Annotated in this window: 22 protein-coding genes; 4 read left to right on the forward strand and 18 right to left on the reverse strand. The window is 61.1% G+C overall.

What is annotated here, in order from left to right:
* The 14 genes from LAP85_20810 to LAP85_20875 all read right to left on the reverse strand — a co-directional run.
* Positions 1-185, reverse strand: a 185-nt coding sequence (locus tag LAP85_20810; protein ID MBZ5498845.1) for a transposase, incomplete at its 3' end; no start/stop codon positions are given.
* Positions 186-522: 337 nt separating this feature from the next.
* A complete protein-coding gene (locus tag LAP85_20815) occupies positions 523-1,827 on the reverse strand; it encodes an ABC transporter permease (protein ID MBZ5498846.1) in 1,305 nt (434 codons plus the stop codon).
* Positions 1,767-3,185: an ABC transporter permease gene (locus tag LAP85_20820; GenBank protein ID MBZ5498847.1), complete on the reverse strand. Its 1,419-nt coding sequence runs from the start codon at positions 3,183-3,185 to the stop codon at positions 1,767-1,769. The genes LAP85_20815 and LAP85_20820 overlap by 61 nt, the downstream gene beginning before the upstream one ends.
* Positions 3,185-3,538 (reverse strand): PadR family transcriptional regulator, encoded by a 354-nt coding sequence (locus LAP85_20825; protein ID MBZ5498848.1) that lies wholly within the window; start codon positions 3,536-3,538, stop codon positions 3,185-3,187. The genes LAP85_20820 and LAP85_20825 overlap by 1 nt, the downstream gene beginning before the upstream one ends.
* A 212-nt stretch (positions 3,539-3,750) precedes the next feature.
* Positions 3,751-4,116 carry a hypothetical protein gene (locus tag LAP85_20830; GenBank protein ID MBZ5498849.1) on the reverse strand — a complete coding sequence of 122 codons (366 nt, stop codon included), beginning with the start codon at positions 4,114-4,116 and terminating at the stop codon, positions 3,751-3,753.
* 178 nt (positions 4,117-4,294) lie between these two features.
* Complete coding sequence (locus LAP85_20835; protein MBZ5498850.1) at positions 4,295-7,045, reverse strand: ABC transporter permease; 2,751 nt, start codon at positions 7,043-7,045, stop codon at positions 4,295-4,297.
* Entirely contained in the window at positions 7,045-7,395 is a 351-nt protein-coding gene (locus LAP85_20840; GenBank protein ID MBZ5498851.1) for a PadR family transcriptional regulator, read from the reverse strand. The genes LAP85_20835 and LAP85_20840 overlap by 1 nt, the downstream gene beginning before the upstream one ends.
* A gap of 175 nt (positions 7,396-7,570) precedes the next feature.
* On the reverse strand, positions 7,571-7,837 hold the full coding sequence (locus LAP85_20845) for a DsbA family protein (protein ID MBZ5498852.1): 267 nt from the start codon (positions 7,835-7,837) through the stop codon (positions 7,571-7,573).
* Between the two features lie 26 nt (positions 7,838-7,863).
* Complete coding sequence (locus tag LAP85_20850; GenBank protein ID MBZ5498853.1) at positions 7,864-8,691, reverse strand: hypothetical protein; 828 nt, start codon at positions 8,689-8,691, stop codon at positions 7,864-7,866.
* 120 nt (positions 8,692-8,811) lie between these two features.
* Complete coding sequence (locus LAP85_20855; protein ID MBZ5498854.1) at positions 8,812-9,744, reverse strand: hypothetical protein; 933 nt, start codon at positions 9,742-9,744, stop codon at positions 8,812-8,814.
* Positions 9,741-10,460 carry a formylglycine-generating enzyme family protein gene (locus tag LAP85_20860; GenBank protein ID MBZ5498855.1) on the reverse strand — a complete coding sequence of 240 codons (720 nt, stop codon included), beginning with the start codon at positions 10,458-10,460 and terminating at the stop codon, positions 9,741-9,743. The genes LAP85_20855 and LAP85_20860 overlap by 4 nt, the downstream gene beginning before the upstream one ends.
* Before the next feature lie 173 nt (positions 10,461-10,633).
* Positions 10,634-11,848, reverse strand: coding sequence for a serine hydrolase (locus tag LAP85_20865; GenBank protein ID MBZ5498856.1), 1,215 nt, complete (start codon positions 11,846-11,848; stop codon positions 10,634-10,636).
* Between the two features lie 571 nt (positions 11,849-12,419).
* Positions 12,420-12,725 (reverse strand): hypothetical protein, encoded by a 306-nt coding sequence (locus LAP85_20870; GenBank protein ID MBZ5498857.1) that lies wholly within the window; start codon positions 12,723-12,725, stop codon positions 12,420-12,422.
* Between the two features lie 231 nt (positions 12,726-12,956).
* The gene (locus LAP85_20875) at positions 12,957-14,309 is read right to left on the reverse strand and encodes an aminotransferase class I/II-fold pyridoxal phosphate-dependent enzyme (protein ID MBZ5498858.1); all 1,353 of its coding nucleotides are present in this window, start codon (positions 14,307-14,309) and stop codon (positions 12,957-12,959) included.
* Positions 14,310-14,611: 302 nt separating this feature from the next.
* Here LAP85_20875 and LAP85_20880 point away from each other — a divergent pair, with 302 nt between their 5' ends.
* Both LAP85_20880 and LAP85_20885 read left to right on the forward strand, forming a co-directional pair.
* The gene (locus LAP85_20880; GenBank protein MBZ5498859.1) at positions 14,612-15,736 is read left to right on the forward strand and encodes a hypothetical protein; all 1,125 of its coding nucleotides are present in this window, start codon (positions 14,612-14,614) and stop codon (positions 15,734-15,736) included.
* Positions 15,737-15,754: 18 nt separating this feature from the next.
* A complete protein-coding gene (locus LAP85_20885; GenBank protein ID MBZ5498860.1) occupies positions 15,755-16,054 on the forward strand; it encodes a TlpA family protein disulfide reductase in 300 nt (99 codons plus the stop codon).
* A gap of 346 nt (positions 16,055-16,400) precedes the next feature.
* On the opposite strand, the gene LAP85_20890 is transcribed toward LAP85_20885, so the two are convergent.
* The 4 genes from LAP85_20890 to LAP85_20905 are packed head-to-tail and all read right to left on the reverse strand — an operon-like array spanning position 16,401 to position 18,691.
* The gene (locus LAP85_20890; protein ID MBZ5498861.1) at positions 16,401-17,045 is read right to left on the reverse strand and encodes a hypothetical protein; all 645 of its coding nucleotides are present in this window, start codon (positions 17,043-17,045) and stop codon (positions 16,401-16,403) included.
* A gap of 58 nt (positions 17,046-17,103) precedes the next feature.
* On the reverse strand, positions 17,104-17,349 hold the full coding sequence (locus tag LAP85_20895) for a hypothetical protein (GenBank protein MBZ5498862.1): 246 nt from the start codon (positions 17,347-17,349) through the stop codon (positions 17,104-17,106).
* Entirely contained in the window at positions 17,346-18,269 is a 924-nt protein-coding gene (locus tag LAP85_20900; GenBank protein ID MBZ5498863.1) for an ABC transporter ATP-binding protein, read from the reverse strand. Before LAP85_20900 ends, LAP85_20895 begins: the two co-directional genes overlap by 4 nt.
* The gene (locus LAP85_20905; GenBank protein ID MBZ5498864.1) at positions 18,266-18,691 is read right to left on the reverse strand and encodes a GntR family transcriptional regulator; all 426 of its coding nucleotides are present in this window, start codon (positions 18,689-18,691) and stop codon (positions 18,266-18,268) included. The genes LAP85_20900 and LAP85_20905 overlap by 4 nt, the downstream gene beginning before the upstream one ends.
* A gap of 177 nt (positions 18,692-18,868) precedes the next feature.
* On the opposite strand from LAP85_20905, the gene LAP85_20910 reads away from it, so the two are divergent.
* Entirely contained in the window at positions 18,869-19,501 is a 633-nt protein-coding gene (locus LAP85_20910) for a transposase family protein (GenBank protein ID MBZ5498865.1), read from the forward strand.
* Positions 19,498-21,939: a hypothetical protein gene (locus LAP85_20915; GenBank protein MBZ5498866.1), complete on the forward strand. Its 2,442-nt coding sequence runs from the start codon at positions 19,498-19,500 to the stop codon at positions 21,937-21,939. Before LAP85_20910 ends, LAP85_20915 begins: the two co-directional genes overlap by 4 nt.
* Positions 21,940-21,944 lie beyond the last annotated feature (5 nt).

A 21,944-nucleotide genomic window follows, 5' to 3' on the forward strand; every position in this document is an offset into this window, starting at 1 on the left:
ACTTCAATAGCGAATATGGCCGCGAGATACCGCAACCGTTCGACCAGCCATGCCTTGCGGTGGGAGAAGTCCCGCAAAGTTAGGGTGTCGAAGCCGTACAGAAACGCTCGGCGGACACACCGGCTGAAGCAGTGATAGACCCCTTCTTGCCCTTCCCGGACGTATTTGCTGCGCGGCAAAGCCATGGTCCACCTCTCTTGACATTACTAACGGCGGACCCATGGAAAGTGCCAAGAAAAAGCCGCAAAAAATTGGGTGTCCAGGTTCTATCCGGGTTCTCCAAGAAAAAGCCGCAAAAAAAAAATGGGTGTCCAGGTTCTTCCGCAAAAAATTGGGTGTCCAGGTTCTATACGGGTTTCAACTCTTGGGATCAAGGGCTCTCATCGAGAAATGGGCGAATATCGAATCCCATGCAGGGCTGGAACGAGAGAAAGGACTTTATCCGAACTGGGCGGAACTGGGCGGCTCCACGGAATTCCGAGGCTATTTGGGAATTTCGCTGACCACGGGAGCAAGCCCGCCTCATTCCTGCCGGAGAGCGACGACCGGCTCGATTCGAGTCGCGCGGCGCGCCGGCAGGTAGCAGGCCAGCATAGTCAGGCTGGCCAGAACGAGCGGCGCTCCGATCATGAGCAAGGGGCCGCTGACGGGCCGATCGAATGTCCGCGCAAGCATGTCGCTGTAAGCAGCAAGAATACGCCACAGCGCGAACGCGCCGCCGAAGCCCAGCGCCGAACCCACGGCCACCAGCGCCGCCCCTTCCCTCAACACCAGCCTTTGTACCTGACTGCCGCGGGCGCCAAGCGCCATCCGAATACCGATCTCTTTGCGCCGTCGCGCCACGGCGTACGCTGTTACGCCTCCCAGGCCAATGCAGGCCAGCAGCATCGCGAATACGCCGAGGATCACGAAGATTGTGGATTGCCAAGCCATGAAAGAGTTCCCGCCGTTAAGGTCCTCTTCGGCCGTGCGGGCGTTAAAGACCGTGAGATCGGGGTGGAACGATGCGAGTTGGCTCCGCACTGCCGCCAGAACGTCGCGGCCCGCCGCGCCGCGCACCAGCACCGTGATGCCCTGCGTCGGATTCTCGCGGAATACAGTTGCCGTAAACGGCAGGAACATTGTGGCTGTTGGTTTCGACTTCAGGGGGGGAGGTGGATTGTCGCGGACAAGGCCCACTACGGTGTAGCTCGTTTCCCTCTCCCGAATAAGGCGGCCAATCGGATTTTCCGAGCCGAACAGCGACCGCGCGGCAGCCTGATTGAGGATCGCCGGTACGGGCGCGCCCTGGTCCGCCGTGTTCCGCTGCTCTCGCGGCTCGAACTCCCGCCCGGCCAGCAGAGGCGCGCGCAGGGTGGCGAAGTAATTGGCGCCGACACGTTTGATGAAGACCGTTTGCATCACTGGCGCGTTCCGCCCTTCGCTGCCGGAAGAGGATACTTGGCCGGCCGGCTGCGCGGCGGCGCTCAAGGAAGCGGCGCGGATTCCGCTGACGCGCGACAACTCTTCCGGCAGGACCTCCACGAGCTTCGCCGCCTGTCCGACCGAGTAACCATCGCGCATCGGATCCAAGGAAACCAGGCCGAGATCCGCCATATCGAAACCCGGGCTGACGCGGGCGGCTTGCAGAAAGGCCGTTGCGACCAGACCGGTGACCAGGACAACCATCAGCGATGCCGCCATTTGACAAACCACGAAGAGATTCCGCAAGCCGAACCGGCCGTAGCCGCGCAGGGGAGCCTGCGAGCCCTCTTTCAGGGCGCGGCCTATATCGGTGCGGACAGAACACAGCGCGGGCGCCAGGCCGGAACCAACGCCCGCAACCATAGCGATGGCCAGCGTCCACCCCAGCGCCGGCAAATCGAGATGGGAATGCAATTGCACCGGAATTGGCAAAGGCGAAGGCATGGACGAGAGTACGCGCATGAAGCAATAGCCCAGCGCGACGCCGATGGCCCCCCCAGTGAAGGACGAAGCACGCTTTCCGTCAGCAACTGGCGCACTAAGCGCGGCCGGCTGGCGCCCAGGGAGACACGCACGGCGATCTCCCTCCGCCTTTCTCCGCCGCGAGCCAGCAGCAGGTTTGCCACGTTTGCGCACACCAGCGCCAGGACCAGCGCCCAAAGAACCACATTGAACGTGTTTATGAACCTTCGCTGCTCGGGAGTGGCGGCCATGAACGTGCCCGCCGGCATAAGCTGCATCACCAGGTCGTGTGCGCGATTCACGCCACGCTCCCGGTCGAAATTGCGGGTCACGGCGTTCATGGCGGCTTCTGCCCTCGGCAGCGTCACACCACGCGCGAGCCGGAATACCACACGGAAAACCTCGCGGTCCGGACTATTGAGCGGATTGCCGGCCAGCTCCGGAGCAAGCGCGACGCCGCATGTCACCGGCACGAACAAGTCTGCCGGGTTTCCGGGCCAGATACCCAGAAAGTCGTTCGGTCCGATGCCGACGATGGTTGCCGGCCGGCCGTTCAGCCGCAGGATGCGGCCCACCGCCTGAGGGTCCGCGGCAAGCTGGGTGCGCCAGAAGCGGTCGCTCACCACTACAACCGGAGACATTCCGGGTTTCTCGGTTTCCGGGCTGAAGAATCGCCCCGCAGCCGGCGTTACGCCCAATGTGGAAAAATACTCCGGCGAAACCAGGTGTCCATAGAACCGCGCTGCTCCTGCGCCTTTATCCGGCGCAAACGCCACGGCGAAAGGCAATGGGCCCATAAGGGCGGTCGCCGCCGCCACTGTTTGGCGCTGATCCCGATAGCGCTCGAAGTAAGGGTATGAGACGGTGCTCCAACGGAAGGTCGCCAGCGCCGCGGGATCGGGCAAGCCTGGAGGGGCACCCACGATGGATTTAATCTCGCTGCGGACTGCGGAGCACATGCCGATGCCGATGGCCACTGAAAGCACGGTCACGGTCGCAAACCCCGGCGACTTGGCAAGTACTCGCAGCGCGTAGAGGACATCCTGGCGAATCTCGGCCAGATACGTGGCGGGCAACCGGATGGCGATGTCGGCGAGCAGCCGGAGCAGTCCCGGCACGCCATACCGCCGCCAGACTTCCGGAATGGCATCTTCGCCCAACCGATCCATGTCCTCCCCATACAGCATTCGGAACTCGTGGGGATACGCGCTCGCCAGACGGCGATAGAGGGCCAGGCAGACGGTCAATGGGATATCCATCAATAAGCCTCCTGCTTGCGCTTTCTCTGCACCATCCGGAGCATCTCTCGCAATCGCTTGCACTCCAGCTCCAGCACGGTTCGTCCGAGCCGCGTTAACTTGTAATAGCGACGGCGCGCGTCGTCCAATTCCGGCGCCGGCCGTTCCTCGGATTCTTCGATCAGTCCCTCGGCGATCATTCGTTGCAGAGCGCCGTAAAGAGTCGCGGGCCAAATGCGCACGGCCCCGTTGGTCCGCTCCAGAACTTCCTGCATGATGCCATAGCCGTGCTGCTCATTCCCAACCAGGGACAGCAGGATGTGGAACCAATTGTTGTGAAGCGGGAGGAAGGCGTCGGGGGTCTTTTCTCTCATTACTAATTTATATATCATGCAATATATATATGCGTCAAGCCCGAGTCTGGATTCGGGAGATCCGAGGACTCCCTGCGAGTAGTCGCCCCGGGCTTAGCGATGCTCCCACCTGGGTTCCGGCCGTATCACGCGCTTATCGTGGAAGCCGAATCCTCAGGGCTCTCCCGAATTCCCTCTTTGGGAACCTCCCGCCCGCCTGACATGGATAATTCTTAATTGACCGTGGCGCCGTCGGAATCCCCCGGCATGATAAGCAGGACGTTCTTGAAGAACATCGGCTCCAGCGCCGCCGCGGCACGGTTGAGCTCCTGCCGGCAGATGCGGGAGTAGCGCTTCATGACCTGCGCCGAGATATGCCCGACCTGGGCGTGGATGGTCCCGTCCGGCAATCCGGCCTCCTCGTCATCCATGCCGGCGGCCAGGACGTTCGCGAGTAAAGCCAGGCCTCGAGATGCGAGAACTTTTTCCTGGGCTCGCGCGGGAAGGCGTTCGCCCAGGTTTCTCTCCAGAGCAATGTGTAGCCGCGGTTCACCGTCTCCGTGTTCTTCCCAATGCACCATCAGCTGGAAAGAGATCATTCCGTTAGGATCCAGAATTCGGGCTCATCTTGCTTGCCGATTGCTTGCCGGTTTGTTTGCTGATTCAGGCGGAAAAGGGCGGAAAAAATGCGGAAAACCTGCATTAGAACCGCGTATCTTGTTGGTTCCATTGATTCTGTACCGAGCTGCTGTCTGGTTTCCAGCTGGTGAGTGAGCGCTACTCCTCGCGAAGCGTGATCGCCGGGTCGAGATGAACCGCGCGCCAGGCGGGCACGAAGCCGGCGGAAAGCGCGATCGCTGCCAGGACGATCGTGGCCGCGGCAACCGTAGGAGGATCCGTCGCCGAGAGACCGAACAGGAATGCGCCGATCGCCCGGCTGGCCGCGACGTACGCTGCCAGGCCGAGCGCCCCGCCGACGAGCGTCAGCACGGCGACCTCCCGGACGACCAGCCACACGATCGACCTGCGCGCGGCTCCGAGCGCCAGCCGGACGCCGATTTCGTGCGAACGGCGGGCAACGCCGAAGCTCGTGAGCCCGAACAGGCCGATCCCCGTCAACACGATGGCGAGGACCGCAAAGAAGACAGACAGGGTGGCCAGCATGCGCTCGCGCAGCAGGCTCTCGGCGATATAGTCGGCCATCGCCCGCGGCTCCGACGAAGCCACCGACGCATCCAGGCGCTTCAACACGCTCCGCACGGTGCCGGCCGACAACGTCTCCCGGCCGGTCATTCGTGCGACGATGTTCATCGTGGCGGGACCCGGTCGCTGGAAGCATGGCAGGTAGATCGTCGGACGCGCCGCGGCGCGCGGCCCGGCTTTCGCATCCTTTGCGATCCCGACGATGCGCGTGTCCGCCGGCATGCCTTCCTCGAACGACACGAACCGCTCGATCGCCTTGCCATCGCCGAACAGTGCGGAGGCCAACGCTTCATTGATCACGGCCACTTTTTCAGCACCGGACACGTCCTGCCCGCTGAAGTCGCGACCGGCAACGAGAGGCATGCCGATCGTCCGGAAGTAGTCGGGACCGACGTCGATTTCATCGTAAGAGATCCGCTTCTCGACACCCGGCGTCGACGCCCAGCTTCCCCCCCCGCCACCGGTGAACGGCAGGTCGCTCGCCAGCGACGCCGCCTGCACGCCTGGCAGGCCGCGGACGTTTTCGAGCAGTTGCCGCAAAAAAAGAGTCTTGCGCTCCGCCGTGCCGGCGGCGTCGGGCAGCTGCACGGAGAAGGCGGACAGCCCCTCGACCTTGAAGCCGGGATCGACGGTTACGAGGTTGTAGAGGCTGCGTGCCAGCAGGGCGGAGGCGCACAGCAGCCCAAGCGACAGAGCAACCTGCACGACGACGAGACCACGACGCAATCGCAACGGCTTGCCCGCACCCGCCTGCCTCGTCGCGCCCGCATAAAGGAGCGGCAGGGAGGAGCGACGTGTCACCTGCAACGCCGACGTCAGCCAGAGAAACAGGCCCGTGGCAACGGCGACCAGGAAGCTGAACACCACAACGCGGCGATCGAGCGTAAGCGACAGGCCGGCCGCGCGATCGCCGAACGGCAACACGAGCGGCAGGAGCCGTACTACCCATACGGTGACGAACAGGCTGGTGATGCCCGCAACCAGCGCGAGCACGAGGCTCTCGATGAGCCGTTCGCGCAGCAGGCGCCAGCGGCCGGCGCCGATGGCGAGGCGAATCGCCATGTCCCGGGCGCGGGCGGCCCCACGCGCCACGAGGAGGTTCGTCACGTTGCCGGCCGCGATGAGCAGCACCAGCGCCACCATCGTCATCAGCAGTTCGAGCGTCAACGTCAGCTCTCGCGTTACCGCCGACTGCGCGCTCGACGCATATCCACCGGGGAAGAGCGACACTTGCAGAAACTCTTTAAAGCGTGCCTTATAGCTTGTCGCGTCGAATGTCTTGGTGATCCGCCCTGCAGCTTCATCAAAGAGCGTCTCGTAGACGCCGCGCAGGTATTTCTCGGCCTGATCTCGAGAAACGCCCGGCGCGAGGCGCGCGAGCACGCTCAGCGAGCTCACTTCCTCTGCTAGGACATCATGCCCGCGCAATGGCGCGACCTGATTGCTCATCGTCAGCGGGACGAAGAGGTCGGGGCCCCTCCCGCCACTGGTTCCCGAGAAACCGGGGGCAGCGACACCGACGATCGTGAGCGGGCAGTTGTTGACGCGGATTGTTCGGTTCAGCACGGATGGATCGCTGCCGAACTGGCGCTGCCAGAATCCGTGTGTAAGCACGACCACGGAATTGCCAACCGGAATATGATCGTCGTCCGGCCGGAGGGTACGGCCGATCGCCGACTTGATTCCCAGCATGTCGAAGTAGTTTCCCGTTACCAGTTCGGCGTCTGCCACCACCGGCGCCGTGCCGGCCAGCAGCGTCGGCCGGAACTCCCGGTGCGCCAGGACGTCCTGGAACAGAGGGATGCGCTTTCGCAGTGTCTGGTAAAGCGGATACGAGACGCCGTGGCTCATTTGTCCATCCGAACGGCGGCCCGTGCGCGACAGCATGCCGCGGCCGGTTTCGACCGGCAGCGACGGCGCGCTGACGATCACCAGCTCGGATGGTTGCGCAACGGGAAGCGGGCGCAGGACCACCTGGTCGAGCAGCAGGAACACGGCGGCATTCGCGCCAATCGCCAGCGCGATGGTGGCCACGACGATCATCGTGAAGCCCGGCGATCTGAGCAGCGAGCGGGCGGTGTGGCGCAGGTCGCGAAGAGCGCCGTCTACGAGCGGCAGGCCACGCCGGTCGCGGTAGACCTCCTTGGTCTGCTCGACGCCGCCGAAGGCGCGCCTGGCGGCCTGCCGGGCGGCATTGGCGTTGAGGCCCTTGGCCTCGAACTCGTCGGCGAGCGACTGCAGGTGGAACCGGAGTTCGTCGTCGAGGTCGCGCTCGGCCTTGTTCCGGCGAACGGCAGCGAGCAGGCGACGCAACAGTGCAATCATTAGCCCTCCTCGCCCGAACGGAGAAACCGCTGCATCAGCGCCACCGTTCGAGCCCAGTCCCGCTCCTCGGCAGCGATCTGGCGGCGCCCGGTCCTCGTGAGCTCATAGAAGCGCGCCCTCCGGTTGTTCTCGGAGGTGCCCCATCGCGCCCGGATCCAGCCGCGCTGCTCGAGGCGAAGCAGCGCCGGGTAGAGGGTCCCCTGGTTGAGATCGAGGAGGCCGTCGGAGATCTGCAGGATGCGTTTCGCGAGGCCGAAGCCGTGCTGCGGCCCCATCGTTTCCAGGGTGCGCAGCACCATCAGGTCGAGCGTGCCCTGCAGCAGGTCGGGTTTCGTTTTTCCTTTTGACATTCTAAATGAGTATTGCGCGATTCCTTTAGCATGTCAAGACGAGTGGAGCGCCTCTAGATAGTCGAATCTCCGGGATAGGGTTCCAATCTCCGGGTAGAGATTTGCCCCGACGCTCTGGTTGAAGGTTACGAGTGATCGATTTAATGATGCTCAATGTGGTCGACATGGTTGATGGCTACTTGCCAAAGAAACGACCCAGAGCTCCCTCCAGTCCTTCTATGGCCTTCGAGCCTACGAAAGCGTGAGTTACCTGGACGCTACGATCGGGCGTGACCCTACCGACAAAGAAGGTCGGCGTTCCTGGTACCTTCAACCTTTCCCCCTCGGCCTCGTCCAGTTGTACCCCTTGGTCGGCTTCGGGTGAGGCTCGGCAGAAATCAGAGCGACCCATATCCAAACCGATCGACTTGGCTGCTCCCCGGCTTGCGATGCGACCACGCACCGTGAATGCGCCGCAGTAGCGGCCGATCACGCAAATGCTAAAAAGAGAGGGGATTGCCGGCCTTGACGAGGCTGGCTGAGGCAGTCCGGGCTCCTGAGTTTTGCAAGACGGCCCCGGTCGCGTAAGCCGAAGTGTGCCCGAAATCGGCACTGCGATCGGGAGGGAGAGCGGGACGGGACGTCCCGCCCCACTTCCCCTCCCGATCCCGCCATCCGTATTCTCCTCCCGCAGGTCGCTTCCCGGCAGTTGCAGCCATCTTCGTCCTGAAATCGGGGATATTGCCGACCCCTCCCCCTCCATGTGCGCCACCCTCTCTCAGCCCCTCCAAAGCAATTGCCTATCGTTCGTTGATACGCCCTGTCGTTGTAGGTCAGTTGGTTCCCTCGGGCTTCGACATAGACGTAAAGGAACTGGGTGCCGTAAGCCAGCCGGTATTGGGCGTCGACCGGCTTCTCGGCGGTGTCGAAGAGATCGACCTGGGAGAATGCCCTGCGCGGCAAACCTCGCAGTCCGGGATCGAGCACGCCGTCGATGACCGGGGCCTGGGCAAGAAAGTCGACCGGGGCGAGTTCCCGGGGGACCTCGTTCAATTTCACGACCGGGAACTGGTTGCCGGACTGGGCCCATGCCGCATCGAAAGATCCGTTGATCGCCGGGGGTGCCGCAGGCAAAGGCGTTTCGATCGGCGCTGGGCTGCGCGGTTCGAAAACGGATCCGCTGCGAAGCGGCTGTTCGCTTTTGGTTGTGCCCTCTTCCGCTGCCCAAGTCGCTTGGGTCCGGACGGCCACGGTGAGTGCCGGACCTGAGAAAAGGATGATGGGGATGATGAGCGGGATTCTCTTTCGGAGACGCATGCTTGTCGCTCTCATGAAAGTAGCATTTTCCTGCCGATCGTTCAGCAAGCGTGCTGATCAGTACGGAAATCCAGATGGAGAAGTTCCGACCAGGTGGTGGCCGCCATCGGCATCCGGCGGCTAATCGCCGATCAGCCCCGACAGCCAGTGCATGATGTTCAGCGCGAGTTGATGGTTATCGATCCCCGGGCGGTTCATGCCGAACTTCATCCGTTGGGGGCCCGCAAGCTGGGCCGACAACATCGCGGCTTCCCCAAGGACTATGACCCGCCCTTTGCCGAATTTCAGCGCTACACCCTGCGCCCGCCCGGCTGCGGAAGTGGTTTTGCCTATCTGGCCTTGGGGGGTCGGGACGACGTCGACTGCGGTGGCCGCCAGTCGTAGGAAGGCGACGCTGCCTTCGGGACCCTTCAGCGACTGGCCTGTAAATACGATCACGTTCGAGACTTTCTCGTTTGCGTCCCGCCCGCGGGTGACCGCATGATCGCCGAGCGATCCGTCGTCGCGATTGTATGTGATGAAGCCTTCGTTGTCGGTTTCATTGTCGTGATTCACGGGGTCGGCGGTAAAACTCTTGCTCATCTCGACTCCGAAACGAAGACTCAGCCGCTCGTTGGCCGCGCCCATCGGGGCGTGGTCGGCGATCAGCAGCAGGTTCCCGCCTGCCTGCACCCAGTCTCGAACCGCGTCGCACTCTTCTTCGGAAAACGCCGCGTTCGCGGCTTCGGGGCTGTTCATGGCCGGAGCGCCGAGGGCATTCGAAATCGCGAGGATCGTGTACCCGTTCAAAACCCCCTTGCTGAACTTCGCCTTGTTTGGCGTTACCTGGTACCCATCGCTGGTAATGAGGTCCGCAAACGGCTTGTAACGTCCGGTCGCCGTGTGGAAGTTATTGTGTGCTTCATCAAACAGCACCCGGGGGTGTGTCGTCGTGTACGCAGGACGCGCTACCTTGCTATCAAACCCCGGGTCCGCCTCCTGTTGGGCCAGGCAAATCATGGCGAACCCGACCCCAAAGACCGCCGGAACCATCTTGGCTAGCGGCGATTTCATTGTTCCCTCCTTATGTTCAGAGCCGGACGAAAGCCGAAGTCGGTGTAACGGAATCCCGGATCAATCGCACTGCGTGCCGCGCTGCGGGTCACCTTCACATGGTGACGCCAGGAGCCTCCTCGGGACACCCTGCGGGTTCCCGATGGGGGGCCGGGAGGATCCAGGCGGGGGCTGGATTTGTAATAGTCCCGGCCATACCAGTCGGCGCACCACTCGTGAACGTTGTCGACCATGTTGTGAAGTCCGAATGCGTTGGGCGGGCCACCCACGATTTCCGGACCACCGTCCGCCCAACGCTTCCCATAGTCCCCGCAATCGCGCTGAGGGCTGTCCCCCCAAGGATAGGCGGTGATCGAACCGGCGCGGCAGGCGTACTCTCTCTCCGCTTCTGTAGGCAGGCGGTATGCCTCGTTCAACGTGCGGCTCAGCCACTCGCAGTAGGCCACGGCATCGTGCCAGCTGACTGCAACGACAGGTTGTTCGGGATGGTCGAATCGGGGCATATTCCATGAAGGCGGCGGCTGTGCGCCTGTCTGCTTAAGGAACATACCATACTCCCGGTTGGTAACAGCAAACCTGGCAAGCCCAAAAGGGGAAAGTTCCACACGATGCGGGGGAGCCTCATCGTCTCTTCCTGACTCGCTGCCCATTAGAAAGCTGCCGGCTTCGAAGAATAACATCACCGGTTTCATGGGTCCAGCATCCATGGTCTTCATGGCCTCCCTGAACCGCCATCCCAATTGGCTTCGACGGACGTTGGTTATTTCTTGCACGAACCCTCGATGGTAACCTCACAAATGGGCCGGACTTGCAGGTCCCGGCTGTCCAGGCTCTCCGTGACGTTCACCAGACGATAGCGCCCGGGAGAATTTCAGCTGCCACAATTGGCCTACTTTTCGATTGCATCGATCAACCGGGTGACAAAGCCGTTCGCATTGGTGATCCAGCGGACGACGGCAACGACATCGTGTTCCCAATCGATGTAGATGATGTTTTCGCCGTTGCCGCGAAATGCTACGGCTGAGACGGGAGCGGCCGGGTACATCTGGCGCGCCGGACGCCCGTTGGTGACCGGGTCCGGTGTGTTCAGGAACCAGTTCATGAAGCCGTAAGCGGTATTGGCCGGGCCCGGTGATTTTGCCAGATCGATCCATTGTTCCGGCACCACTACCCGCCCGCGCCATTTCCCGTTATTCAAAAACAGATAGCCGAATCGCGCCATATCCCAGGCGTTGATGAACATGCCGCCGCCAAAATGGCCTCCCCCGGTTACCGACTTCATGCGGCGGCCGTTGATGTCGACCCTGGCGTTATCGTACGCCTCCCAATGCCATGTGTCCGATGCGCCAATCGGCCTCATGACCATTTCGCGGAGCACGTCGGGAAGCGGGCGCTTCCACATGTGCAGAGCGGCAAGCGCCAGGACGTTCACCCGTGTGTCGTTGTATTTATAGAACGCGCCCGGGTCATGCATCTCGCGGTCGGGCCACTGCTCGGGTTTCTGCCCCGCGGGCGGGCGGTCGGCCCAGTCCGGTTTGTCCCAAAGAGTTCCGGACCAGTCACTGGTCTGACGCAGGAGATGCTCCCAGGTGATCGTTCGATTGTGCTCGGAAGCGAAAAGGTCCACTCCTGGGGGCATGTCGTTTGCGACCGGGCCTTTCAGATTCTTGATGAGCCCGCGTGTGTAGGCCAGGCCAACCACCGTCGATAAAAAGGATTTGGTTACGCTGAAGGTCATATCCGCGCGCTTGGTATCGCCCCACTCGGCAGCCACATAACCATGTCGAATGATGACGCCGTTCATGCCGGTCCGCTCCTGTGCCGGGCCGATCAGCTTGTTGTAGGGCGTTTCGTTGCGAAAGGTGTTGAGGATATCCTCCGCCAGGTTCCTGGTGTTCGGGTTCTGATTCTGAATCGAGAACTGGATCGCTGCTGCCAGCTTCGCCGGATTGAAGCCCAGTTCTGCGGGTGAACGCGCTGTCCAGGATCCCTTGGGCGGGAAATAGCGCGCGGCTGCGGTTGTGGCATGCTGTTGCGCAGGCAGAGGCGCCCAACCCAGAACGGCCGCCAGAATAATCCCCGGAATGGCAACATATCGCTTCATGATATCTCCCCTTATTGAGGGTACACGTACACGGCAGAGGCCACAGGGAATCGCGGCCTCGACCTATCGTACCAAAGATGGATAGTCGAAATAACCTGCCGAGTCGGTGGTCCCTTCTCCCAGGCAGCGTCCCCTTCAGCCTCGGCTATGGAGCCGTTATGTCAAATTTCCGCGTCCGCCAGGACGCTGCAAGCGATCATAACTCTAAACGATCCTGGTGGATACAGGATTCGGGCCCACTTCCGGCAGAGGGTGCGGCCCAGATGCGGGTCAGTTCAGATAAAGGCAGGGGCGGATGCGCGTTTTTGCGGCGGGGTGCGGCTGTCCTTTCATGTACCTTCAGGTGCATGCTTACGGTTCGTCATAGTTCCAGGGGATCGTTTCGAATCGGGAATCGGGAATCGGGGACTGACAACGCCAATCTATGGAGCCACGCGAGATCTGCGATTTTGAAGTCCAGAACTGGCCCTTACAGTCAAAAAACAGACCCGAATCTTGGCTTTAACAAAAGGGAATCTCGCTGCGCCCACAGTGTTGGGACAGGCTGGTGTCTTAAATCCCGAAAACGACCTCAAATCCTGCCCGTAAGCCGTGCCGGGAGGCCCTCAAATCGCATCAATTGCAGGCGCTGCAGCAGCTTACCGGCGTCAGTCCCCGTTTTGCAGATGTTCGGATGATTGAGGGCCGAAGCAGCCTTCGCTTCGCGTTGAAACCGTTCCACGGCCTGACTGTCCTTGGATATGATTTCTGGGAGGAATTTCAGGGCAACAAACCGGCCCAGAGAGGTATCTTCAGCCTTGTAGACCACACCCATACCACCGCTGCCGAGCTTTTCCACAATCTTAGAATGCGATATGGCCTGGCCAATCTCGGGCATGCTGCCCTCCGGTACGGCAAGTCAGGTGAGATTCTGTGTGGTGGAGCCATTATAAATCGGACCGTGCCGTAATGGGTAACCGATTTAGCAGAACTCGACCGTTAGCTGGGTCACCTAAAACTGGCATGTGGTTCAGAAATGGCATTTTCCGGCAAGGAATGACTACGTGCCGGCGGTCATCAGATCTGAATTTGATCACGCGGCAGTGCCCGGCCGCCCCAAAAGAACTGGTTATAGTTTGTTCAGGGCTTCGGCCATGCTCTCCAGCGCCTTCCGGAGCGTCCTGCGCGAGGTCGCAATGTTCATGCGCATGTGGTCCTGGCCGCTGGTCCCGTAGGACGAGCCCGGATTCAGCGCGACTCGCGCGTTTTCCACGAACCAGGTCTGCACGATCTGCTCGGGTGTGACCGCTTTTTCGGGTTTGCTCGCCGCGGCAGCCTTCTGTCGCGCGCCGATTCTCTCGGCTACGGCGGTCACATCGAGCCAGCACAGGTACGTGCCTTGCGGTTTGGCGTACTTCACAAGCGGCATGTTTGCCCCGACATAAGACGCGACGAGATTGTGACTACCTTCGATATAAGGAAGCAGCTGATCCAGCCACTCAGCGCCTTCGGTCAACGCCGCCATATTGGCCACCATGCTGAGCGTTGTAATGTCGGCACGGTTGTTCGCCTTGGCCTTGGCAAGCAGTTCCGGGTTGGTTGAGAAATACCAGCCGTTTTTCATCGCCGCCAGGCTGAACGACTTGCTCGCTGCCTTGAAGGTGAGGCTGTTGTCCACAACCGCCTTGTCGGGAAGGCTTGCGAATGGAGTGTACTTCTGGCCCGGCATCACGAAATCGCAATGAATTTCGTCTGCCAGCACGACGACCCGGTGTTTCAGGCAGATCTCGCCGATCCTCAGCAGATCGTCGGCCGACCAGACGTTGCCGGTCGGGTTCTGCGGATTGCAGAGGATGTAAGCATTGGTCGACTGACTGATGTGACGCTCGAACTCGTCGAAATCAAGCGAGTAGCGCCCATCGGCCAGCCTCATCGGCACGTCCTCGGGCAGCAGGTTACCGTATCGCAAATCGCCGTAGAAACCATCATACGTCGGCGTATTCAGGAGCACCCTGGTCCCCGCAGGACAGAAGGCCTTCAGCGCCGAGATGATACCCGGATGGACGCCGGTCGTGAGCACGATCGTCGCGGCATCGATGGCGAGGCCATACCGTTTTTTGTTCCACGCAACGATTGAGCCGGTGAATTCCTGCGGAATTTCCAGATACCCCCAGTTTTCGTGCCTGCAGCGCTCCGCCAGCGCCCGCGTGATGCACGGGGCCGCGCGGAAATCCATATCTGCGATCCCCATGCCGGCGATCAGGTCCGGACAGTTGAAGTTGCGGATGGGCTGATCCCATTTGACCGAGTTGGTCCCGAAGCGGTTGTACGGCGTGTCGAAATCGAACGATCTGCCGGTTGCGGGCTCTTGAGCAGCAGCTGTTATCAGCGAGACACTGCCGGCAGAGGCGCCCGCGGCAAGCGCCGTTGCCCCGGCGCGTTTCAGGAATGCCCTGCGATTGAACTCAGATTTCTGTGCCATGCGTGCGCTACCTCCAGTGGCCTTGTGAAGTGCGTGAAAGCTGTGCACGGATTTATGGTAGTGAGACCTTATGACATCGATTGTAAGCCGAAAAGATATTACTCGGTATCGGAATCGGCGCTTTTCAAAGATCATGGATCGATACCGATTCCGATTCCGACTTCATTCGAGCATATGGATGGGCAGGGCGTGTTTTGCGCTTTATTCTCGGAACGGAAAGTTCTATAAAAAATCATTTGCGAAGGGTCAATACCAAAGTGCAACGGCCGAACACCGGGACAGGACGTATCGGGGGTAGGAAAATGCGACGAGGCATGCTGTTTATTGCGGCCGGTGGAATCGTCGCCGCCGCGCTCGCACAGACCGCGGTGCGCGATCAGATCCTGCGCGGGACGTCTTTGTGGGAGCAGCGGCTTTCCAGGAGCGCGATTGCCGCGTTTGAGCAGGCGGCGCGGGATCCGTCGGCCGCAGCCGAGGCTCACGAAGCGCTCGGCCGCATTTACGTGTTCAAGGGCTGGCAGCAGGAAGGCGCATTCCCCGGCTGGCACGACCAGCCGTCCCACCGCGAGCGTGCAATAGCTGAACTGAAGGCGGCGCTCGCCGCCGATGCGGATCGTGCGTCCGCAAAGGAGGCTCTCCGCCTCGCAGAAAGCTTTGCGGCAGCGGATAAAGTTGATCCACTGCCTCCCCGCGCAGAAATCCAAGCGCTCGACGCGAAGATCGACTCGTTTCGCGAGCCGGGGACGACGGTCGGTGACCTGATGGCCGCTATCGAAGCCCGGACGAAGGCTCAGGCCGATCCGGCGCCATACTTCACCGGCGCCCAGATATTGATCGATCGCGGCGAGTACGACCGGGCGGTCGCACTGGCGGAGCGCGGCGCGAAGGCGTCGGACCGGTTCATCGACGAGAACCTCGGTGCATATCAGATGCCGGGCAAATCCCGCGGATCATACGCGCGCGGGCAGGCTGCCGCACTCGACCTGGCCGGCTGGGCGCTGTTTCTGAAGAAGGACTATGCGGCGGCCGCGGCCAGGCTTGGAGAAGCCGAGCGGTTGTTGCAGGGCCAGGATTTCACGAATGAATTCCATCTTGCAGAGCTGGCCAACGCTACGAATGCACCCGAGCGGGCGCGCGGATTTTACTTGAACGCGCTGTCGCTGACGGGAGGGCAGCCTCAGCTGCGCCAGAGGGCAACCCAGGCGTTAGCGGCAATCGCCGCAAAGGAGGCCGGCCCAGGCGGCTTCGATGCGTGGCTCGCGGCCGAATTGGCCGGACGCCGCGAGGAGCGCCGTGCGGCCGCGCTCAGGAGCCTCATTGACCGTCGTCTGCCCAAACTGGCGCTCACGTCGATCGACGGCCGTCCATACGACGCCTCGAGCCTGCAAGGCAAAGTCCTGCTGTTGAATTTCTTCGCCTCGTGGTGAGGGGGATGTCGTGCGGAGTTGCCGCACCTGAAAACAGCCTACGAGAAATATCGGAACGACCCTGGAGTGGTGTTCCTGCTGGTGAGCGTTGATGAAGACGGCAAACGGCTGCAGCGCTACCTGGATGAAGCAAAATTCCCATTTCCGGTTGCGCGCCTCCCGTTCGAGCGGGCCGCCCGCCTGATCGGAATCGACAATGTCCCGGCAACCTTCTACGTCGACCGAGACGGTTTCGTCCGTTACCAGGCGGTCGGCTCCGAATCGCACGGCGATTCGCCCCTCCGCGTCACCTGGTACATCGACCAGCTCAAACGCTGAGGCGGATTGGTTTGGCCGCTATGATTTAAGGCAATGCGATCACGAAACCGCGAAACAGGTGCGAACCGAGAAATCCGAACACCCGTCGTTCACATGTGATCGACCACGGCTAGAAACCGTGGCTTTGGCCTGCCCCGCAAAGCGGGGCGAAAAACGCAGGACCTCTTGCATCCATCGGAATCGGTATCGGTATCGGCCTTTTGAAAAAGTGATTTATCGATTTCCATACCGATCCCGATACCGATACCGATTCAGAAAAACAACGGCACGCCGGAACGGCTTAGCCTGTCAGGGTCGCACGGCCAGAGGCCGTCCGGGTTTAGCTATTACTAAATCGATTTAACAATCATTGCTTGCGTAGGCGTTTCTCCCATTGCTCAAGTGTATTCTCGGAGATGCGGAAATCGTGGATTTGGAATTGGCGGTTGAATTGTCCGGCGTCCTGCCTTTCCGCAATCAGCAACTCTGCATCGGCTAACCACAACTGGTCGACTGCAAACGGATAGAGATTGTGCTTTAAGTCAATTTTTAAGAACTGCGTCCAATAGGAAATCGTCGCACCCGGCAAAATCATGTCACGTCCCTGGCTCAATCTGCCACCAGATTTCGTCGCGCCGAGCACCTGTCGGAGTTGACGATTGATCACATAAAAGACGAAATCCCCCTCACCGATGCTGCGGCCCCGCCAGCTGACAATGATATCGTCCGGTTCGCGCGACACCTCTGAAATCTCCATCAATGTGGATCCCGTTTTCAGCCGTGCTCCAACCCGAAGCGGAAGCGAGCCTGTCAATGCGTAGCGATACATCCGGAATTTCATCAAGCCGCTATATGTCCCTAAGCTGGCATCCAACTGTTGAATCTCCTGGTCGGATGGAGAGAGAAGCTGGATCAGGGCTGCACCCGCCGGGGCGGGAAGCCCTGAGTACCCGGGCAATAAAGCTGGCAGCGGCTGTCCAAAAACACCGCCCGCCTGCCCGCTGAAGCGCAAAATGGTGCCCCACGGATATTCCAGGCGACCTGTGAGGCCGGTTGCGACAACCTCCGCATTAGCCGGAATGTTTGTCCTCGTGGATCAAAAACACGATGATTAACATGGAGAGGATCCAAAAGGCGCCGGATCCCAACAGACTGTTGGAGAAAAAGAAAGAGGTCCAGTCTAGAGTCGGAAAGGCAACAGAATGACGGCGCGAAACGGCAATCGTCGTTAACATCGTCAGGTAGGCACCGGCGATCACCAGCAGTGGCCAAAAACGTCGCACATCCTTTTTGAAAATGTGAGCCGCGATGTTCATGCTGCACCTCCTTCAGAGGCTGTGCCGGCTGATTGGCGCGCGAGCAAGATGAAAATTGACCGCAACGAGAGGGGTTTCGTGAAGAAATCAGTCGCTCCGGGAAAGAACTTCGTAATCAGCGAGGCACTGGCGCGCTCCTCATAATGCGTATCTGTGAACCGGACCAAATTGTGCGAGACTTGCAGGTTCACCCAGGCGTGCGGCAAATTGTCTGGAACGCGTGCGTCTTCAGGCAGCGTGACCTCGACTTCACAATGCCGGCCCCGCAGCCGGTCCAGTTCCTCCGAGAGAATCAGCCGGCCGTTGTTGAGAAAACCGATATAGTCGACGAGGTTCTCTATGTCCTCCAGATCATGGGAGGAAATGAACAGCGTCCATTCATCCTGGTCTGCCAGCTCGAGCATGCCGCGGACCAGCTCATCCCGAACCGCTGCATCGAGCCCGCCGAATGGTTCATCCAGCACCAGCAACCGGGGATGGAAAGACAGCGCGGTAACCATGGCAGCCTTGAGTTTCATGCCGCGTGACAGCGACTTGATCTTGCACTCTGGCGGCAGATCGAATTGGCGCAGGAGCCTGCGGCACAGATCATCGTCCCAGGACCGATACAGCGGCTTGCAGAACGAGACTAACTGTGCGACCGTCATCCACGCAGGCAGTTTCTGATTTTCAGAAACGTATCCGATTTGAGCGACTTCAGCTGGCCCCAGACGTCTCGAGTCGACCCCGAGGACCGTGCTGTTTCCTTCGGACGGGTGGATGAGGTTCATGAGCACATGAATGGCCGTCGTCTTGCCGGCCCCGTTTGGTCCCAAAAACGCGTACAAGCTTCCGCGAGGGACGGCCATATCCAAGCCGTGCAGCGCTTCATTCTTGCCGTATCGGTGAGACAGGTTATCGAAACACAAAGCCGAGTTCATGCTTTCTCCTTGCCGGCCTCTACATCGGCCCCCAGCGTCTTCCTTGAGGACAGCCGATTCCAGTGAGCTTCCACCGCTGCCAACAAGTCATCAAGATCCAGGGAAATTCGTTTTGCTTCCACTACCAGCCGTTCGAGATCCTCCTTGAGGAGCGTGCTGCGCTCCTGCGGCAATCCGCGCGGAGCATGCGCCACCACGGTCCCGATTCCGGGGCGCACTTCGAGTAATCCCCTGCGCGTCAGATCGGCAATCGCTTTGTGTGCCGTATTAGGATTGATCTTACAAGCCTGGCTCAGGACGCGAACCGATGGAAACGCATCGCCGGGACGAAGGTGGCCGCAGACTATGCTTTTCTCAACGGCATAGATGACCTGCCGATACGGGGAAAGGCCCGGTTTAAAATCCACTTTGAAAGGCAACATAGCTGTACTAGTACTATTAGTACAGCGTTGGAGTCAAGAAGATTTAAGATGAGCAGTCACCGGGATCATCGGAAAAGCATAAAAGCTCCGGATATCTCGGCACCCCGGCCTTGGTCAGCGTATTCCAGATATGTTTCGCGGCTTTGGGCGTGCCGTCGGCATTCAGGAGATCCGTGTGTGAGACATGAACCACCTTGCCGTCTTGAGCATGAAGCGCCATTGGTTTTGAAGTCCGATAACGGCAGCGCGTTCATCGCGGATGAGGTCGAACGCTTTCTCGAGGCACGCGGAGTGTATCATCTGCTGTCGCCGCCGCGGCTGCCGTCTTATAATGGTGCATGCGAAGCGGGGATAGGATCGCTGAAGACGCGGGCGCATCACGAATCGGCGCGCAACGACCGCCCCGGGGAGTGCACTTGCGATGATGGCGAAGCCGCACGCCTCATGGCCAACGAAACGACGCGGCCGGGCGGCTTTCATGCCCCCACGCCGAACGAACGGTGGCGCATCCGGTTACTGCTCTCGCAAGGCCAGCACCTCGAAGTTGACATATTGCTCCGGACGCTACGGGCCGGCGCCCATCGGGGCGTGGCCCAAAAAGGGCGGCGTGCCAAGGAGTTTTTGTCATCATCACCGCGCTGCAGCGCAGGCAAGAGCTTTGAAGTGCAGGTCGGGCCCGACCAGCCGCATTCGGGCGTGAATCAACAGCGCATAATGGAGTTCTTCATCGAGAATCTCGTCATGCATCCGGAGCGCTTGATCGCGCCGGAAAAAATGAAACGTACGTCTATCTGCGAGGTGACATTATGAAGCTATCAAGGATTTTGTGGGCTGGCGCCGCGATTGCCGCGGTGCCATTGGTCTTGACGCTGGGCGCGCAGACGGCCGGGAGTGATCACGAATCCCATCTCAAAGCCTACGACGCGCACAAGGCGATGACGTCCTCGTCGCCCTTCAAGAATCTCGCGTGGTCATATCTCGGTCCGACGAACGTCAGCGGGCGTGTGGCCGACGTCGCCGCCGCCGATCACGGCGCCTCGCGGCGTCTGTACGCCGGCACGTGCTGCGGCGGCGTGTGGAAGTCGGACGACCTCGGCCAGACCTGGCAGGTGGTGTTCGATCAGGCCGCGTCGACGAGCATCGGCGCGCTGGCCGTCGCGCCATCGAATCCGGACATCGTCTGGGTCGGCACCGGCGAGTCGAACATCTTTCGCAGCTCGTACTCGGGCGTAGGCGTGTACAAGTCGGTCGACAACGCAAAGACGTGGCAGCAGATGGGGCTGGCCGACACCGGCACGATCGGCCGCATCGTCGTCTATCCGACGAACCCCAACATCGTCTACGTGGCCTCTGCCGGGCATGAGTGGACCGAGAACGAGACGCGCGGCGTCTTCAAGACAACCGACGGCGGCAAGTCGTGGCAGAAGGCGCTCTCCATCAGCCGGAAGACAGGCGTCAACGACATCGCCATGGACCCGAGCGACCCGAATACGCTCTATGCCGCGGCGTGGGAGCGGCAGCGGCGGCACTGGAACGATCCGCGGCCCGAGCCGGGCTTCAACGAGGGCGGCATCTTCAAGACGACGGATGCCGGCCGGACGTGGACGCGGCTCACGAACGGCCTGCCGCCGGCGAATGTCCTGGCCCGCATCGGCGTTGCCGTCGCGCAGTCGAATCCGAATGTCGTCTACGCGTTCATTGACAACTACGAAATTGATACAAACGCGATCGCTGGGGCGCGCAATCCGGCAGGCCGGGCCGGTCAGGGCGGCGTCATCAAAGGCAACGAGGTCTATCGCTCCGACGACAAGGGCGCGACGTGGCGGCTGGTCAGCGGGCAGGACGATGCGCAGCGCGCGTTCATGCGTGGGATGTCGGGCACCTACGCCTGGGTGTTCGGCAACATTCGCGTCGATCCGACCGATGAGAACAAAGTGTACGTGCTCGCGCTTTCAGTCAGCATGTCGACCGACGGCGGCAAGACGTTCGGGCCGATCGTCCCGCCGCCTCCGCCGACGGCGGGCGGCGCGGCAGCGCGCGGCGCAGGTGGCGGCGCCGGGCGCGGTCCCGGAGGCGACAATCACGGCTACTGGATCGATCCGAAAAATCCGAAGTTCATGTTGAGCGGCAACGACAGCGGCTTCCGTCTCACGACGGACGGCGGCGTCACATGGAATCGCGCACCGCTGCCGATCGGCACGTGGTTCGACATCGCCTACGACATGGACACGCCGTTTCACGTCGTCGGCTCCGTGCAGGATCACGGCAGCTATCGCGGCGTCGTCGATCTGCGTGGCGGCCGCAGCAATCTGCAGCCGGTCGCGTTTTCGAGCGAAGGTGGCGGCATCGGCGGCGAGTACTGCGAGCACCAGATCGATCCGACCAATCCGAACATCATTTATTCCGAGAAGGTGACCCGCACCGACCTGAGCATTGCGGCCGCGCCGCGCGGCGCCGGCGCCGGTGGACAGGCCGGAGGTCGCCAGGCCGCCGCGCCGCAGCCGGCCGGCCCGCAGCGCACCAAGAACGTTCGGCCCCCGGCCGTGCCGGGTGACGATCCGCTGCGCATGCAGGTGCTCGCGCCGCTGCTCCTCTCGCCGTTCGATCCCAACACGATCTATTTCGGCGCACAGTACCTCTTCCGTTCGCGCAATCGCGGCGACACGTGGGAAAAGCTGACAGGCGATTTGAGCAGTAACGACAAGACGCAGCTTGGCGACATTCCCTACCAGGACGTCATTTCCATCTCCGAATCCCCGAAGAAACAAGGACTCATCTACGCCGGCACCGACGACGGGCATCTGCACGTGACGATGGACGACGGCAAGACGTGGACGGACCTCACATCGAAGCTGCCGCAGAAGAAATGGGTTGCGAAGATTCTCGCGTCGGCGTTCAACGAGTCGACCGTGTATCTCGCGCAGCAGGGCCGCTATGAAGATGACTTCGCAGTTTATCTTTACAAGTCAACGGACTACGGCAAGACGTGGAAAAGCATCGGCAGCAATCTGCCGGGCGGTCCGATGAACATGATCCGTGAAGATCCGGTGAGCGCCAACGTGCTCTACACGTGCAACGACTTCGGCATCTATGTGACGACGAACGGCGGTCAGAAGTGGGACGTGCTCGGCGGCAATCTGCCGTCGGTCAACGTCATGGACTTCATCGTCCATCCGCGCGATCGCGTGCTCGTGGCGGCCACGCACGGCCGAGGCGTCTGGGCGATCGACGTGAGCGGCATCAAGTAAGGTCC

The organism is Terriglobia bacterium (genome assembly GCA_020072565.1).
Taxonomy (GTDB): Bacteria; Acidobacteriota; UBA6911; order UBA6911; family UBA6911; genus JAFNAG01.